Genomic DNA, 15,149 nt, shown 5'->3' on the forward strand with positions numbered 1-15,149 from the left:
AGCGGGACGAGCTCGAGATCCGGCTCGTCCGCGAGGCGCAGCGGCGCGGCATGCCGGTCCTCGGCGCCTGCCGCGGGCTGCAGGTGATCAACGTCGCACTCGGCGGCACGCTGACGCAGCACCTCGGAGACCACGTCGATCTCACTCCGCACCGGGACGAGATCGGCACCTTCACCTCCCATCCGGTGCGCGTGCACGAGGGCACGCTGCTCGAGCGGATCGTGGGGCGCAGGAGCCTCGACATCGCCTCGCACCACCACCAGGGCGTCGATGCGCTCGGGGAGGGGCTCTTCGCGACGGCGGTCGCCCCCGACGGCGTCGTCGAAGCCGTCGAGACCGCCGACGGCTCGTTCTGCCTGGGGGTCCAGTGGCACCCCGAGGAGCGGCTCGACCCGGAGGGACTCGACCTGATCAGAGCGTTCGTCGTGGCCGCGACGGAGTACGCCGCCGATCGGGCCGCCTAGGGTGCACGGCCGGAGCGGGTGAGGGCTCGCCCCGCGCTCGCGGGGTCGCGCCTCGCGAGCGCGGGGCGCTCCAGCGGCCGGGGTGCGCCGCGGGTGCGGGATCGCCGCGGATCGGGTAAGATTATGTGGTTTGCGTCTGCGAGCGTCTCTGGCGTGCGCCGACCGAACGCGACCGCATCCGGATCGGCCGGAATCGCGGGAGAGCGGGGAGACCCGTTCGAGGAAAGGAAACAGTCATGGCAAAAGCCAAGAAGGTGACCGGTCTGATCAAGCTTCAGATCGCAGCCGGCGCCGCCAACCCGGCACCCCCCGTGGGTCCCGCGCTGGGTCAGCACGGCGTCAACATCATGGAGTTCTGCAAGGCCTACAACGCGGCCACGGAATCCCAGCGCGGCAACATCGTTCCCGTCGAGATCACCGTGTACGAGGATCGCTCGTTCGACTTCGTGCTCAAGACCCCGCCGGCGGCCGAGCTGCTGAAGAAGGCGGCCGGCGTGCAGAAGGGCTCCGGCACCCCGCACACCGTCAAGGTGGCGAAGGTCACCGCCGAGCAGGTGCGTCAGATCGCCGAGCAGAAGCAGGCCGATCTCAACGCGAACGACCTCGACGCGGCCTCGAAGATCATCGCTGGCACCGCCCGTTCCATGGGCATCACGGTCGAGGGCTAAGGGGTAACGAACATGGCACAGAAGTCGAAGGCGTACCGCGCCGCTGCCGAGAAGATCCAGGCAGGCAAGTTCTACACTCCCGCCGAGGCCGTGGCCCTGGCGAAGGAGACCGGTTCCACCAAGACCGACTCGACCGTCGAGGTCGCCGTCAAGCTCGGCGTGGACCCCCGCAAGGCCGACCAGATGGTGCGCGGCACCGTCAGCCTCCCCCACGGCACCGGCAAGACCGCGCGCGTCATCGTGTTCGCGGTGGGCCCGGCCGCTGAGGCCGCCATCGCCGCGGGCGCCGACGAGGTCGGCGGCGACGAGCTGATCGAGAAGGTGGCCGCCGGCTACACCGATTTCGATTCGGCCGTCTCGACCCCCGAGCTCATGGGCAAGGTCGGTCGTCTGGGCAAGGTGCTCGGCCCCCGTGGCCTCATGCCCAACCCCAAGACCGGCACCGTGACCCCGGACCCGGCGAAGGCCGTGACCGAGATCAAGGGCGGCAAGATCGAGTTCCGCGTCGACAAGCACGCCAACGTGCACTTCATCGTCGGCAAGGCCTCGTTCTCGGCCGAGCAGCTCACCGACAACATCAACTCGGTGCTCGAGGAGATCTCGCGTCTCAAGCCGTCGTCGGCCAAGGGCAAGTACGTGCAGAAGGGCGCCGTCTCGACGACCTTCGGCCCGGGCATCCCGCTCGACGTCGCCGGTCTCTGACGAGACACGTTGAAAGGCCCCCAGCCGTGCGAACGGCCGGGGGCCTTTTCGCACCCGCCGCACGGCGGGATCCCGGGAACGGCGCCGCGGAACGATGCCGTCGATCGGGCGCTGCGCCCGAGGACGCGGAGAAGTGACGATGTCGGTCCGCCGCGGTCTAGGATAATTGGGTGATGACCCGAGTATCAGATCGCCGCGGTGCAGACCGCCTCGGACGGCCGGCGTGAACTCGCGCGCAGCCACCGGTGCACCGGCGATCCCGGGTTTCAGCTACGTCCGCCCGCTGGGCTCGGGCGGATTCGCGCAGGTGTTCCTCTACGAGCAGGACATGCCGCGGCGGATGGTCGCGATCAAGGTGCTCAACGGCGCGGTCCTCGGCAAGGTCGACACCGACAAGCTGCGCGAGGTGTTCGAGAGCGAGGCCGACATCATGGCCCGCCTGAGCAGCCACCCCTCGGTGGTCTCGATCTACGAGGCGAGCATCTCGCTCGAGGGGTATCCCTACCTGGCGATGGAGTTCTGCCCGGCGTCGATGGGGGCGCTCACCAAGGGCCGGCCCGCGAAGCTCCGCGAGGTGCTCGACGCGGGGGTGCGCATGGCCGGTGCGCTCGAGACGGCGCATCGTGCGGGAGTGCTGCACCGGGATATCAAGCCCTCGAACGTGCTGCTCACGACACTCGGTCGCCCGGCGCTCTCCGATTTCGGTATCGCGCAGGTGCTCGGGAGGCAGCGGGTCGAGGAGGAGCTGGCGATGTCGATCCCCTGGTCGGCGCCGGAGGTGATCGGCATGCAGAGCAGCGGGAGCGTGGCGACCGAGGTGTGGTCGCTCGGTGCGACGCTGTACTCGTTCGCGGCGGGTCGATCCCCGTTCGAGCTGCCCGACCGGTCCCAGAACTCCCGCACGAAGCTCGCGGAGCGGATCTCGAAGGCGGTCTATCAGGGGATTCCCGGTGCGCAGGGCTACGACCTCTTCGACGAGGTGGTCGCCCGTGCGCTGCGGAAGCAGCCGCAGGACCGCTTCGCGTCGATGCGCGAGTTCGGCGAGGTGCTGCAGGATCTGCAGCGCTCGTACGGTTACGATGTCACCCCGCTCGAGGTGGTGGCGGAGGCCTGGCTGCCGCGATCCGAGTCGGTGCAGACGGGGACGCGCGGGCCCGTGGTGAGCTCCGTCGCGCGGGTGACCCGCGCGGAGGCGCGGGCCGAGATGCTCGCTCAGAAGCGCGGCACCGACGGCGACGGGCTGCTCCTCGACCGTCCGACGTCGCCGCTGCGCGCGGGCCTCATCGGCGCCGGTGCGGCTCTCGTCGGCGTGGCCGGGATCGCGGCGATCGTCTGGACGCTGATGGGTCGCGGCGGATGAGCGAACGGACTCGCGCTCTGCGCCGGGCGCAGTGGTGGATCGCCGGCGCGGTGACCTGTGCGCTCGTCGCGACGATCGCGGTGATCGCGAACGGATACGATGCGCGGGAGACGCCGCGCGAGGAGCCCGGCGTGTGGGTGGCGCGCGAGGCCGGGCAGTACGCGCGGGTGAACACCGACACGGGGGAGCTCGACCTCGTGCGCAAGGTCTCCGACCCGAGCGACGTGGTGCAGAGCGGGGCTCGTGGAGTGGTGCTCGCCAACGGCAACGGACGCGCCTGGGCGGTGGATCCCGCGGCGCCGGTCGACCTCGGCGCCACCGCGGAGAACGCGGCCTCGGAGGGCGACCCCGCCGGGGAGTCCGGGGCGGAATCCGGGACCGTCGCCGTCGGCGGAGAGCCCTCGGATCCAGCCGCGGGGCCGTCGGGCGGAGCGGCCGGCGAGTCCGCCGCGGTGCGTCTGCCGGACGGGACGCGCGAGGTGCTGAGCGCGGGACGCTTCGTGGCGCTGCGCACGGAGACCGGGGCGGTGTACGCCGGCGACCTCGCACCGGGGGACGAGACGGGACCTGCCCCGTCGGGCGACCTCTCCGACGCCCCGACCGAGGACATCGAAGCGCGGCTCGCCTCCCTCGTGCGCATCGACCCGAACGGGGGCGGATCGGAGGGCCGTCCGGAGGAGGAAGCCGGCGACGATGCGCGGGCCGCGGCGATCGCGCTCACCGAGACCGGCGTGCTCGCCGTGCTCACCGAGGGGGACGGCGTGCTGAGCCGCTACGATCTCGAGAGCCGCACCGCGATCGGCGAGGCCCGGGTGCCGGAGGCGGCTCGCGATGCGCAGTCCCCGCAGCTGGCCCTCGTCGGCGGGGACTGGGTGCTGCTCGACGGGGAGAGCGGCGAGTTCTGGCGCGAGGGCGGGTCGAGGATCGTGCTCGACCTCCAGGGCGCGCCGCGGCTGCAGGCCAGCGACGTGGAGCGGGGCCCGGGCGGTACGCCCGGCCAGGACGACGACGTGCTGATCGCGGATGCCGCCGGGCTCGTGCGCGTTGCGGAGGACGGCGTGCAGACGCGCGCGGTCGAGGCGAACGGCACCCCCGCGCAGCCCGTCTCGGTGGGTGGACAGCGGTACGCGGCCTGGCTCGGGCAGAACTCCGGCACGCTGTGGGATTCCCGGGACGGCGAACGCGGGCTGCAACTCGACGACTCGGCGCGCGAGACCGGGGATCTGCGGCCGGTGATCCGCTCGAACGGCTCGCGCGCGGTGCTGAACGAGATGCGGACGGGGATGCTCTGGACGCTCCCGGATGGCGCGTTGATCCCGCTCTCGCAGTGGAGCCTGTCGGACCCGCCGCAGGAGGATCGTGGCGTCGTCGTCGTCGAGGAGGTCACCGAGCAGGTGCCCCCGACCGCCGTCGACGACGCCTTCGGAGTGCGGCGGGGAGAGAGTGCGCCGGTGCCGGTGCTGCTCAACGACTTCGACGCCAACAAGCGCGACGTGCTGACGATCGTGCCGGAGTCGATCGGCGAGCGGCCCCTGCCCGAGTCGTTCGGCACCCTGCAGCTGATGCCGGACGGGCAGTCGTTCACCGTGCACCCGGCCGCCGACGCGAGCGGTACCGCGACCTTCCGATACCGCGTCACGGACGGGAAGCTCCTGTCGGAGCCGGCGACGGTGACGCTGACGGTGGTGGGGGACGAGACCAACACCGCACCCGCGTGGTGCCCGGTCGAGGGATGCCAGCGCGAGTGGGGCGTCCCCTCGATCGCGCCCGGCGGCACCCTCGTGTACCCGGTGCTCGAAGGCTGGGTCGATCCCGAGGGCGACGTCATGATGCTCGCGGGGGCCGAGGCGGTGCGCTCGGAGGATCCGGTGCGCGCGATCGTCACGGCCGACGGCCGCCTCGCGGTGCGTCACACCGATCCGAACGCCGGCGCCTCCGACATCGCGCTGCGCCTCTCGGTGCGCGACGGTCGCGGCGCGGAGGCGCAGCGCGAGCTGACGATCGCGGTGGATCCGGCTGCGACGCCCGAGTTCACGTCGATGGCGACCACGGTGCAGGTCGGGCGCACGGCGACGGTGCTGCCGCTCGAGCGCGTCGCCGGCGGATCGGGCTCGTACGCGCTGCTCGACGCCGTGGACCCGAGCGGCACGGTGCGGGTGAGCCCGAGGGCCGCGAGCGGAGCCGTCGAGATCGAGGCCGGCGAAGCGGGCTCCGCGACCGTGACGGTCACGATCCGCGACACCGTCACGGCCGCCGAGATCACCGGTCAGCTGCGGGTGACCGCCACCCCGGCCGGTCCGACGCTCGCGCTCCCCGCGCTGCGCGCCTTCGTGCGGCCGCTCGCGGACACGACCGTCGAGATCCTCGACGCCATCCCGGGGGCGGCCTCGCGCGCGCTCTCCGTCGACCGGGCGGAGGTCGCCGACGGCGAGCTGCGCGCCGACGTCATCGAGCACGCGCAGGTGCGAGTGGCCGGCGGCACCCCGGACGGAGCGGCCGGCCGCGTCGGCGCGGTCGACGTCACGGTGGCGGAGGGCGAGGCTCGCGCGCAGGGGCGGCTCACGGTGTTCCAGGTCCCCGAGACCGGCTCGACCGGGGCGATCGCCGTCGCGGACACCGCGGTGGTCCGCGCGGGATCCGTCGTCGACATCCGGGTGCTCGACAACGACGTGGCGGCCCCGGGGGAGCGCCTCGTGCTGCACCCGGACATCGTCGGATCCGGGACCAAGGGAGAGCTCGCGTTCGCCTCGGGCAGCGTGCTGCGCTACCTCGCCCCGAAGCAGCCCGGCACCTATCGGCTCAGCTACACCGCATTCGGCGCCAGCGATCCCGCTGCGAGCGATCTCGGATCCGTGATCGTGACGGTGCTCCCCACGGGCGCCAACCGCGACCCGCAGCCGGAGACCCTCACGGTGCGGGTGAGCCCCGGCGAGACCGCGCAGGTGCGCGCACCGCTCTCGGGCGTCGATCCGGACGGCGATCGCGTGCGCCTCGTCGGCGTCGACGGCGATTCCGACGCCGGCGTCTCGGCGACCCTGAACGATACCGGGAGCGGGTTCCGGGTGAGCGCGTCCGCCGGCGCCTCGGCGGGCGAGACCAGGCTCGCCTACACGGTGCGCGACGCCGAGGGGGGCGCGGGCACCGGCGTTCTGAACGTGATCGTCGTGCCGGGCTCGGGTTCGAGCGGGATCGTCGCGTCCACCGACTACGTGCGCCTCACGCCGAAGAGCGACCCTGCGGTGGTGCACCCGCTCGACAACGACATCGACCAGGCCGGCGGCAGGCTGACGATCGAGTCGGTCGTGCCGAACGTGGCCGGCGGTGCGAGCAGCGGCGAGGCGAAGCGGCTCGCAGAGCGACTCGATCTCTCGAAACTGGACCAGGGACGCGTCACGGTGAAGCCGGGCCAGGATCTGGGCACCGTGTCCTACCGCTACACGATCCGCTCCGAGGCGACGCGCAGCACGGCCGACGGGCTCATCGTCGTGCAGACGTCGGAGCGCGTCGGGGCGCAGGCGCCGTCGGTCACCGATACCGTGCTCAACGTGCGGGATCGCGCGGAACTGGCATCGGGCGGGGTCGACGTGGTGACCGACAAGGTGCGCTGGGCGACGGGCGACGTGTCGACGCTGAAGCTCTCGTTGTGGGCGGGGTCGGGCGACGACTACCGCGCCTCCGGGTCGAGGATCTCGGGCGAGTACCGGCCCGACGGCGACACGGTCGTGTTCAGGCTCACCGGTGTCGACGCCTCGGGCGAGCGCGTCTCGTCGTACGGCCTGCTGATCGTTCCTCCGCTCGACGAGCTGCGGCTCACGCTGAAGCCGGGGGCGCCCCCCATCACCGTCGACGAGAACGCGCAGGAGGAGGTCTCCGTCGGCGACCTCGTCGATGCGGGTCCGGGGGACCGGGTCGAGCTGCGCCGGGGCGTCTTCGCCGTCGGCCGATCGCAGGCGACGTGCGAGGCGATCTCCGCAGACCGCCTGCGCTACACCGCCGGCCGCGACGCGCCGTGGAGCGACACGTGCCTCATGCAGGCGCGACTCGTCGGTCAGCGGGCCTGGACCACCCTGCCGGTTTCCGTCGTGATCGTGCCCAAGGAGCCCTCCGCGCAGGCGACAGCGCTGACGCGCACCATCGATCCCGGTGCGAGCGCCGAGATCGCGCTCGCGGACATGGTCGCCTGGCAGGGCGGCCGCGAGGGCGACCTGTCGAAGCTGCGGTTCGAGGTCTCGGGAGCGAGCTCCCTCTTCGCGGTCTCGCGGAACGGCGCGTCGCTCGAGGTCGAGGCCCGGGCCGACGCGGTGCCCGGCAGCCAGGAGTCGCTCTCGGTGTCGATCACGGGAGCCGGAGAATCGCGTGCCCCGCTCACGCTGCGCGTCGGTCAGGCACCGCGCGACCTGCCCCGGGGCGGGACGGTGGCGCTGCAGTGCACGGTCGGCGGCGACTGCGCGACGCAGCTCGTCGGCGTCGCGGGCGAGCACGACCCGTTCGCGGGCAAGAGCGGCGGCGGGCTCAGGCTCGTCTCGGTGAGCGACACCGGCTGCGCATACGGCAGCTTCACCCGCGTGGGGGATTCGGGCGTGTCGGTCTCGTGGCCCGGCGGTCCGGAGGTGGGCGGCACGTGCCGCGTGGGCTTCACCGTGATCGACGCGCAGGGGCGCACCGGCGACGGCGTCATCGAGTTCGACGCGCAGGGCATCCCCAGCCGGCCGAGCATCCAGCAGACCGGCTACACCCGCGACAGCGCCAGCTTCACGGTCACCCTCGGCGGGCGCCAGGCCCACCCCCAGGTCTCGGGTGTGACCCTCACGGGCGGCGGTTCGACGAGCTGCTCCGCCGCGGGGGCCTCGGTCTTCCAGTGCGTGGCCTCCGGGCTCGTGAACGGCGAGAAGCACCAGTTCACCGCGCAGGCGGTGAACCCCGTCGGCTCGTCGGCGGCGTCGACCGCCGTGACCGCGTGGGCCTACGAGGCGCCCGCGACCCCCACGGTGACGGTGGAATCGATCAAGAATCCTGCGAACACGGACCAGAACACGGGCGGCGTGCGCCTCGCGGTGTCCGGTTCCAGCGACACGAGGCAGTTCACGGTCTCCTACCGCGGTGTCGACGGAGGCACGATCGACGGATCCAGCGGATCGCGTGAGTACACCGGCCTCGACGTCGGCCCGATCTCGTTCGCGGTGACTCCGGTGACCCGTTTCGACGTGCCCGAGATCGGCGGCGGCAGCGCCACCGGCTCCGCGGGGCAGGGAGACGGCTATGTCATCGGCGCACCGCGCCTGGCGAGCGCGACCTTGACGAGCACGGGGGACACCTCGGCCGTCGTCTCGGTGGACGCCGCCGGCGCGCACAACGGCGAGACCGTGACGAACCGGTACACCATCGCGCGTGTCCCCGGCGACCCGGCGAGCTGCACGGATCAGGGGCAGAGCTCGTCGAGCTTCACCGAGCTGAGGAAGTACCGGATGTACCGGGCGATGGCCTGCCTGCGGAGCGACTACGGGGTGAGCACCGCGATGACCGGCCGGACCGTCATCGGGTCGGAGCTGGGAGCCCCTTCGGTGGAGTACACGATCTCGCAAGACCCGGTAGTCAACGGAACTACTGCCGTCTACGATCTGGTGCGGGACGGGAACGGCAATGCCGTGCTCGATGTGCAGAAGAACGGCGACACCGTGCTGAGATTCAGCAACACGGGGACGGACGAGTTCGTGCTCGCGCAGGGCATCACGGTGCAGCAGTGCGTTGGAGAGCCGGGTGATCAGCACTGTTCGCCGGCGTCGAATGTCGGGTGGAAGACCGTACCCGACGTGGTCACCGTCGCGCTGAAGGCGGACGTCTGCTACGACACGGCGGCCCCTCCGGACGAGCAGGGGCTGCGCGAACTCTTCACGTACACCAACGCCGATCAGCAGTACGCGAAGCCGGTGGCGGGAACGGCCGCGGGCGGCAGCATGCCCGTGACGATCGGCTGGGGCGGTAGTCCTTACCCGCTCAACGCGGCCGTGATCAGCGTGCCCGTCTGCGCGACGCCCCCGCCGGAGACGCCGTGAGCGCCCGGCTTCGCGCCCGGTCCGCGCACCCAGACCGACCCACCCTCCCGTCCCACCGCCGAAGGAACCTCGCATGAACGCTCCCGCACCGACCGCCACCCAGGCCATCACCCCGGAACAGGCGCAGTGGGTCTCGCAGCTGTTCGCCACGACCGCCGACGCCGTGGAGCAGGTGATCCACGGCAAGCGCCGCGTGGTCGAACTCGTCATCGCGTGCGTGCTGGCCGGCGGCCACGTGCTGCTCGAGGATGTGCCCGGCACCGGCAAGACCGCCCTCGCGAGGGCGCTCGGACAGGTCGTGCAGGGAACGTCGTCCCGCATCCAGTTCACGCCGGACCTGCTGCCCGGGGACATCACCGGCATCACCGTCTTCGACCAGCGCGCGGGCGCGTTCGAGTTCCACCCCGGCCCGATCTTCGCCAACGTCGTGCTCGCGGACGAGATCAACCGCGCCAGCCCGAAGACGCAGTCGGCACTGCTCGAGGTGATGGAGGAGGGACGGGTGACGGTGGACGGCACGTCCCACGACGTCGGCAGCCCGTTCCTGGTCATCGCCACGCAGAACCCGGTCGAGCAGGCGGGCACGTACCGGCTGCCCGAGGCCCAGCTCGACCGGTTCATGGTGAAGACTTCGATCGGCTACCCGGATCAGGCCGCGATGACCCGCATCCTCCAGGGCGACCGCTCGGCGCATCATCCGCTCTCACCGGTCGTGACGACCGGGATGGTGACGCAGGCGCAGGATCTCATCACACGGGTCCACGTGAGCCCGCTCGTTGCGGACTACGCCGTGCGCCTGGTCGAGGCGACGCGACGCGCGAGCGAGGTGCGCCTCGGCGCGAGCGTGCGCGGGGCCCTCGCGCTCGTGCGTCTCGCCTCGGCCTGGGCCGCCGCGAGCGGCCGGCACTACGTCACGCCCGACGACGTGCGCGACCTCGCGATGCCCGTGCTCACGCACCGGCTCGTGCTCGAGCCGGAGGCCGAGTTCGACGGCGTCACCCCGGCGCAGGTGCTCGGCCAGATCCTGCTCGACATCTCGGCACCGCAGGAGAACGGTACCGCGTGAGACTCGAGACCTCACGCGCCCCGGTTTCGGACACCGGGACGGGCACCCGCGGGAGCACGACCACCAGGTTCGGTCAGACCCAGCAGGTTCCCGGGAGCATCGGGGCGGGACGGCGGCGGTTCCGCCGCTGGTGGCGCCGGAACCGCCGGAAGCTGCGCCGCACCTGGCGGCGCACCCGGGAGACCGTCACGCCGACGGGCTACTTCGTGACCGGCGTCGCCGTGCTCTCCGCGATCCTCGGAGCGGCGTTCGGCTGGGCGGAGGCCTGGTTCGTCGCGGTGGTGTTCGCCGTCACGCTGCTGATCGGGCTCCCGTTCCTGCTCGGCTCGCGCGCCTATCTGATCCGGATCGTGGTGGATCGGGTGCGGGTGACCGCCGGGGGATCGGTGCACCTCTCGGTGGAGGTCGAGAACGCCGGCGCGCGTCCGGCGCTGCCCGCGACGGCCGAACTGCCGGTCGGCGAGGCGCTGCGGGAGATCGCGGTGCCGTTCATCGGCCCGCGGGGCTCGGCCGTCGTGCCGGTCGACGTCCCCGCCGCGTCGCGCGGAGTGATCGAGGTGGGGCCGATGACGCTCGCGCGGCGCGACCCGCTCGGGCTCGTTCGTCGCGAGATCACGTGGCGTGACCGCCACCTGATCCACGTGCACCCGCGCACCGTGCTGCTGCCGCCGGGGTCGTCGGGCCTCGTGAGAGACCTCGAAGGGGCGTCGAGCCGGCGCCTCACGGATTCGGACCTGTCGTTCCACGCGGTGCGGGACTACGTGCGCGGCGACGCGCTTCGGCACGTGCACTGGAAGTCGACGGCGAAGACCGGCAGCCTCATGGTGCGGCAGTACGAGGAATCGCAGACCGCGCGCGCGGCGGTCCTCTTCGACGCGAATCGGGCGGAGTACGCGAGCGACGAGGAGTTCGAGCTGGGGGTGAGCGTCGCGGCCTCGCTCGGTCTGCAGGCCGTGCGCGAGGGCCGGGAGCGCTTCATCGCCTCGCAGTGGACGCCCGGGCGGATCCGGCCGAGCATCGACGGCCTCGAGGAGCTTCCGGCGCAGACCCCGACCCAGCTGCTCGACGCGTGGTCCGAACTCGAACCGGCGGAGGACGCGCTGCCCATCGAGCGTTTGGCCCGGAATCTCGCCGAGTCGCGGCGGCCGCTCTCGATCGTCGCGGTCGTCACGGGGTCGGTGCCGTCCCCGACGCGCCTGCGCAGAGCCGGTGTCTCGTTCGCCGAGGATGTGCGAGTGATCGTGCTGCGCTGCGAGCAGCTCGCGGATCCCGTGGCGAGACTCGTCGATTCGGCCACCTTCTGCACGGTCGGCGCGGTGGGGGATCTTCCGCAGCTGATGATGCGGGGAGGGCTCGCGTGACGGCGGCACGGCGGGGCTCGTCGAGTCGCGGCGGCGAGGCGAGGCGGGGATCCGGCAGCGCGCCCCGCACCGACGCCGGGATGTCCGCTGCGACGGCGGCGCTGAGCGCATTCGCGACGGTGCTCGGCGTGCTCTCCGCGATGCCCATCTACCGCACCTCGTGGGTGTGGGTGGTCGCGGGGGTCGGCTGGCTGCTGGCGTTCGCGGTGGTCTGGCTGGGACGGAGATTCCGCTGGGGCCCGCTCACCGGCGTCGTCCTGCTGCTCGGCTGCGCGGCCGTCATCGTGCCGCTCGCCGTGCCGAGCGCCCTCGGCGCCGGACCGGCCGCGCTGCTGCGCGGGCTGGGCGATGGACTCGCCGCGGTCGCACTCGGCTGGAAGCAGCTGCTGACGCTCGCACTTCCGGTGGGCACCTACCAGGCCGTGCTCGTGCCGCTGTTCGTCGTCGTCACCGGGGCGACCGCGCTGATCGCCGAGCTGGGTCTGCGCGGCGGCCGCGCCGCTCCGTTCGCCGCGCTGCCGGCGCTCGCACCCGTCGCCTTCGGCGTCGTGTTCGGCTCCTCGCAGGTCAGTGCGCCGCTCGCGATCGGGCCGATCGGGATCCCCGCGCCGAGGGAGCTCGCGCTCTGGGCCGCGGTGTGCGCGGCCGGAGCGGTGTGGGTGTCCTGGACGTCCGGCGTCGGCCGCCGTGCCGCGCTGCGCCTGGGCCGGGCCTCGCAGCCGGCGGTGCGCGCAGGCGGGCTGCGCCGCAACGCGGCGACCCGGGCCGTCAGCGCACTCGCGATCGTGGTGGTCGCGCTCGCCACGGGCGCCGCCGTCGTGCCGCTCATCGACGGCGATCGGCGGGTGCCCCGCGACCGGATCGATCCCGAGCTCGTCGTGCGCGAGCAGTCGAGCCCGCTGGCCGGGTACCGGTCGGCGAAGCGCGACGACCGCTTCGGGCAGGTCATGTTCACCGTCGAGGCGGAGGGCGCTCTGCCGGAGCGGCTGCGGATGGCGGTGCTCGACGAGTACGACGGCGTCGACTTCTTCGTGTCCCCCGGTGCATCCGGACGGTTCGCACGGTTCCCGAGCGGCGAGGCCGTCTCGGAGGAGGCCGAGGTGCGGGTGGGCGTGGGCGAGGGGTACGACGGGATCTGGCTGCCGCTCGCGCCCCCGCTCGCAGCGCCGCCCGAGTTCTCCGGTGAGCGCGCGGCGGAGCTCGCCGACGCGTTCTACGTGAATCGTGACAGCTGGGCCGCGATCGCGGTGCCGGAGGGCCGCGGCCTGCGCGACGGGGACGCCTACGCGGCGCGGATGAGCGCGGAGGAGCCAGCCGGGCTCTCCGGCGGACCCGCTCAGACCGAACCGCTCATCGACCTGGAGGCGCTGCCGCAGCTGACGCGCTGGCTCGACGCCCAGCAGCTGCCCGCGGGTGCGGAGGGTCTCCTCGAGGCGGTCGAGCGCCTGCGCGAACGCGGATACCTCAGCCACTCGCTCACCGACGGCGAGGGGGAGCGCGTCTGGCTCGAGACGGTCTCCGCCGACTACGGCACCAAGTTCGTTCCGAGCCCCGGCGGCCACTCGATCGCTCGGGTCGAGCAGCTCTTCCGACAGCTGAACGAGCAGCAGGAGGCCGCGGGCGACGGCGCCGACGCGCGCGCACTCGTCGCCGCGATCGGCGACGACGAGCAGTTCTCGGCCGCTGCGGCGCTGATCGCGCGGGCCATGGGGTTCGAGTCCAGGGTCGTGCTCGGGGTCCGTCTCGGGGACGAGTCGCACGGGGTGCCCGGGGTGCCGGCGTGCAGCGACGCCTGCACGGGGGAGCACCTGGCCGCGTGGATCGAGGTGCGCGGCGAGGGAGCCGGCTGGTCGTCGATCGACGTGAGCCCGCAGCTCGAGGCGCCCCCGACGTCCCTCGACCGGGGCGAGCAGCTGCCCGAGTTCCCGACGGTGCCGGAGGAGGTCGACGCGAGCGAGTCGGACCCTCCGCGGGGCACGGGCGGGGAGTCGGCGGAGGAACCCGACGATCCGAACCGTGACGGGTTCGCCGCGCTCTGGCCGATTCTGCGGTTCGCCGGGCTCTCGGTGCTCGCCCTCCTGCTGCTCGCGCTGCCGATCCTGTTCCTCCCCATTGCAAAACGCATTCGCGGGGCGCGGCGGCGGGACGCGGAGTCGCCGGAGGTGCGCGCGGTGGGCGCCTGGCACGAGCTGTTGGACGGGTACGCCGATCTCGGAGCGGAGCCGTCCGGATCCGGAGGCCGGCGGGAGATCGCCGATGAGCTCGGGGTGCCCGGGGGCGATTGGATCGCGTGGACGGTCGACCGGGCCGTATATGCTCGCGAGAGCATCTCCGAAGACGATGCGGCTCGGGTGCAGGAACTCGTCGGCGACGCACTGGCCGCACGACGGGCGGAAGCCGGATTCCGGGCGAGACTGCGAGCGGCGTACTCGCTGCGATCGCTCGTCCCGAGGTCCCGGCGGCGTCAGCGACGACGAACGAGAGAGAGGAGCGGGCGATGATGCGGTTGCAGACCGAACCGGAACTCGGCTGCGCCATGCGAACCGATCCGGGGATGCGGCGTGCGGTGAACGAGGACTGGGGGGTCGCGGAGTACCCGTGCTTCCTCGTCGCAGACGGCATGGGCGGGCACGACGCGGGCGACGAGGCGAGCCGCGCGGCGATCGACGCGTTCACCGCGACGGTGCGCCCGGGCGAGTTCTCCACCGTGCGCGAGGTGGGCCTCGCGATCGACGCGGCCCGGCGCGCGGTCGACGAGATCGCCGTGCTGCGCGAGCGGGGTGCGGGATGCACGCTGACCGGCGCGGTGCTCGTCACGCACGAGCGGCGACCCTACTGGATGGTGATCAACATCGGCGACTCGCGGGTGTACCTGCACCGCGGTTCCGAGCTGCACCAGCTCACCACCGATCACTCGCTGCGCGCGGAGATGATCGCGAGCGGTGAGCGCGACGAGGCGCGGCTGCCGGGGCGCAACGTGATCACGCGAGCGCTCGGTTCGGTCGACAGCACGGCCGACAGCTGGCTGCTGCCGGTGGAGGAGGGGTCGCGCCTGCTGATCTGCTCGGACGGGCTCACGACCGAGCTCGACGACGAGCAGCTGCGGGCGACGCTGACCATGGGCGGTCGGGCCGCGGCGGTGGCCGACGAACTGGTCGTGCGCGCGAACGAGGCGGGCGGCCGGGACAACGTGACGGTCGTCGTGGTCGATGTGCTCGCCGGCGGGGAGAGCTGGCACATCGGCGGCGGCCGAACCGATGACGATTCCACCGACGACGCGACGCTGACCGTGACACTGCCGAGGGGGGTGCTGCGGTGAGCACGGAGGCGGGCCCCGGACCGGGCGGGTCCGAGAGCGGTGCGAGCCCGGGGGCCGAGCCGGACGACGCGACCGTGGTGTACCGGCGCCCGGGGTCGGCGGGATCGGCGGAGCACTCGGAGTCCGCGGAGGCGTCCGACGAGACCGTCGTCGCGC

General features: G+C 72.6%; 9 protein-coding genes. All 9 read left to right on the forward strand.

What is annotated here, in order from left to right; all coding sequences use genetic code 11:
- A partial coding sequence (locus ACWKZU_RS15510) for a gamma-glutamyl-gamma-aminobutyrate hydrolase family protein (RefSeq protein ID WP_449283233.1) occupies positions 1-464 on the forward strand: 464 nt, incomplete at its 5' end.
- 236 nt (positions 465-700) lie between these two features.
- Positions 701-1,132, forward strand: a complete 432-nt coding sequence (gene rplK, locus ACWKZU_RS15515; RefSeq protein ID WP_449283234.1) for a 50S ribosomal protein L11 — start codon at positions 701-703, stop codon at positions 1,130-1,132.
- A gap of 12 nt (positions 1,133-1,144) precedes the next feature.
- The gene (gene rplA / locus ACWKZU_RS15520; protein ID WP_449283235.1) at positions 1,145-1,834 is read left to right on the forward strand and encodes a 50S ribosomal protein L1; all 690 of its coding nucleotides are present in this window, start codon (positions 1,145-1,147) and stop codon (positions 1,832-1,834) included.
- Positions 1,835-2,057: 223 nt separating this feature from the next.
- Complete coding sequence (locus ACWKZU_RS15525) at positions 2,058-3,194, forward strand: serine/threonine-protein kinase (RefSeq protein ID WP_449283236.1); 1,137 nt, start codon at positions 2,058-2,060, stop codon at positions 3,192-3,194.
- Complete coding sequence (locus ACWKZU_RS15530; RefSeq protein WP_449283237.1) at positions 3,191-9,247, forward strand: Ig-like domain-containing protein; 6,057 nt, start codon at positions 3,191-3,193, stop codon at positions 9,245-9,247. Before ACWKZU_RS15525 ends, ACWKZU_RS15530 begins: the two co-directional genes overlap by 4 nt.
- Positions 9,248-9,320: 73 nt before the next feature.
- The gene (locus ACWKZU_RS15535) at positions 9,321-10,313 is read left to right on the forward strand and encodes an AAA family ATPase (RefSeq protein ID WP_449283238.1); all 993 of its coding nucleotides are present in this window, start codon (positions 9,321-9,323) and stop codon (positions 10,311-10,313) included.
- Entirely contained in the window at positions 10,310-11,674 is a 1,365-nt protein-coding gene (locus ACWKZU_RS15540; protein ID WP_449283239.1) for a DUF58 domain-containing protein, read from the forward strand. The genes ACWKZU_RS15535 and ACWKZU_RS15540 overlap by 4 nt, the downstream gene beginning before the upstream one ends.
- The gene (locus ACWKZU_RS15545; protein WP_449283240.1) at positions 11,671-14,175 is read left to right on the forward strand and encodes a transglutaminase domain-containing protein; all 2,505 of its coding nucleotides are present in this window, start codon (positions 11,671-11,673) and stop codon (positions 14,173-14,175) included. The genes ACWKZU_RS15540 and ACWKZU_RS15545 overlap by 4 nt, the downstream gene beginning before the upstream one ends.
- Positions 14,172-14,993 (forward strand): PP2C family protein-serine/threonine phosphatase, encoded by an 822-nt coding sequence (locus ACWKZU_RS15550; protein WP_449283241.1) that lies wholly within the window; start codon positions 14,172-14,174, stop codon positions 14,991-14,993. The genes ACWKZU_RS15545 and ACWKZU_RS15550 overlap by 4 nt, the downstream gene beginning before the upstream one ends.
- Positions 14,994-15,149 lie beyond the last annotated feature (156 nt).

The organism is Leucobacter sp., assembly GCF_053528595.1.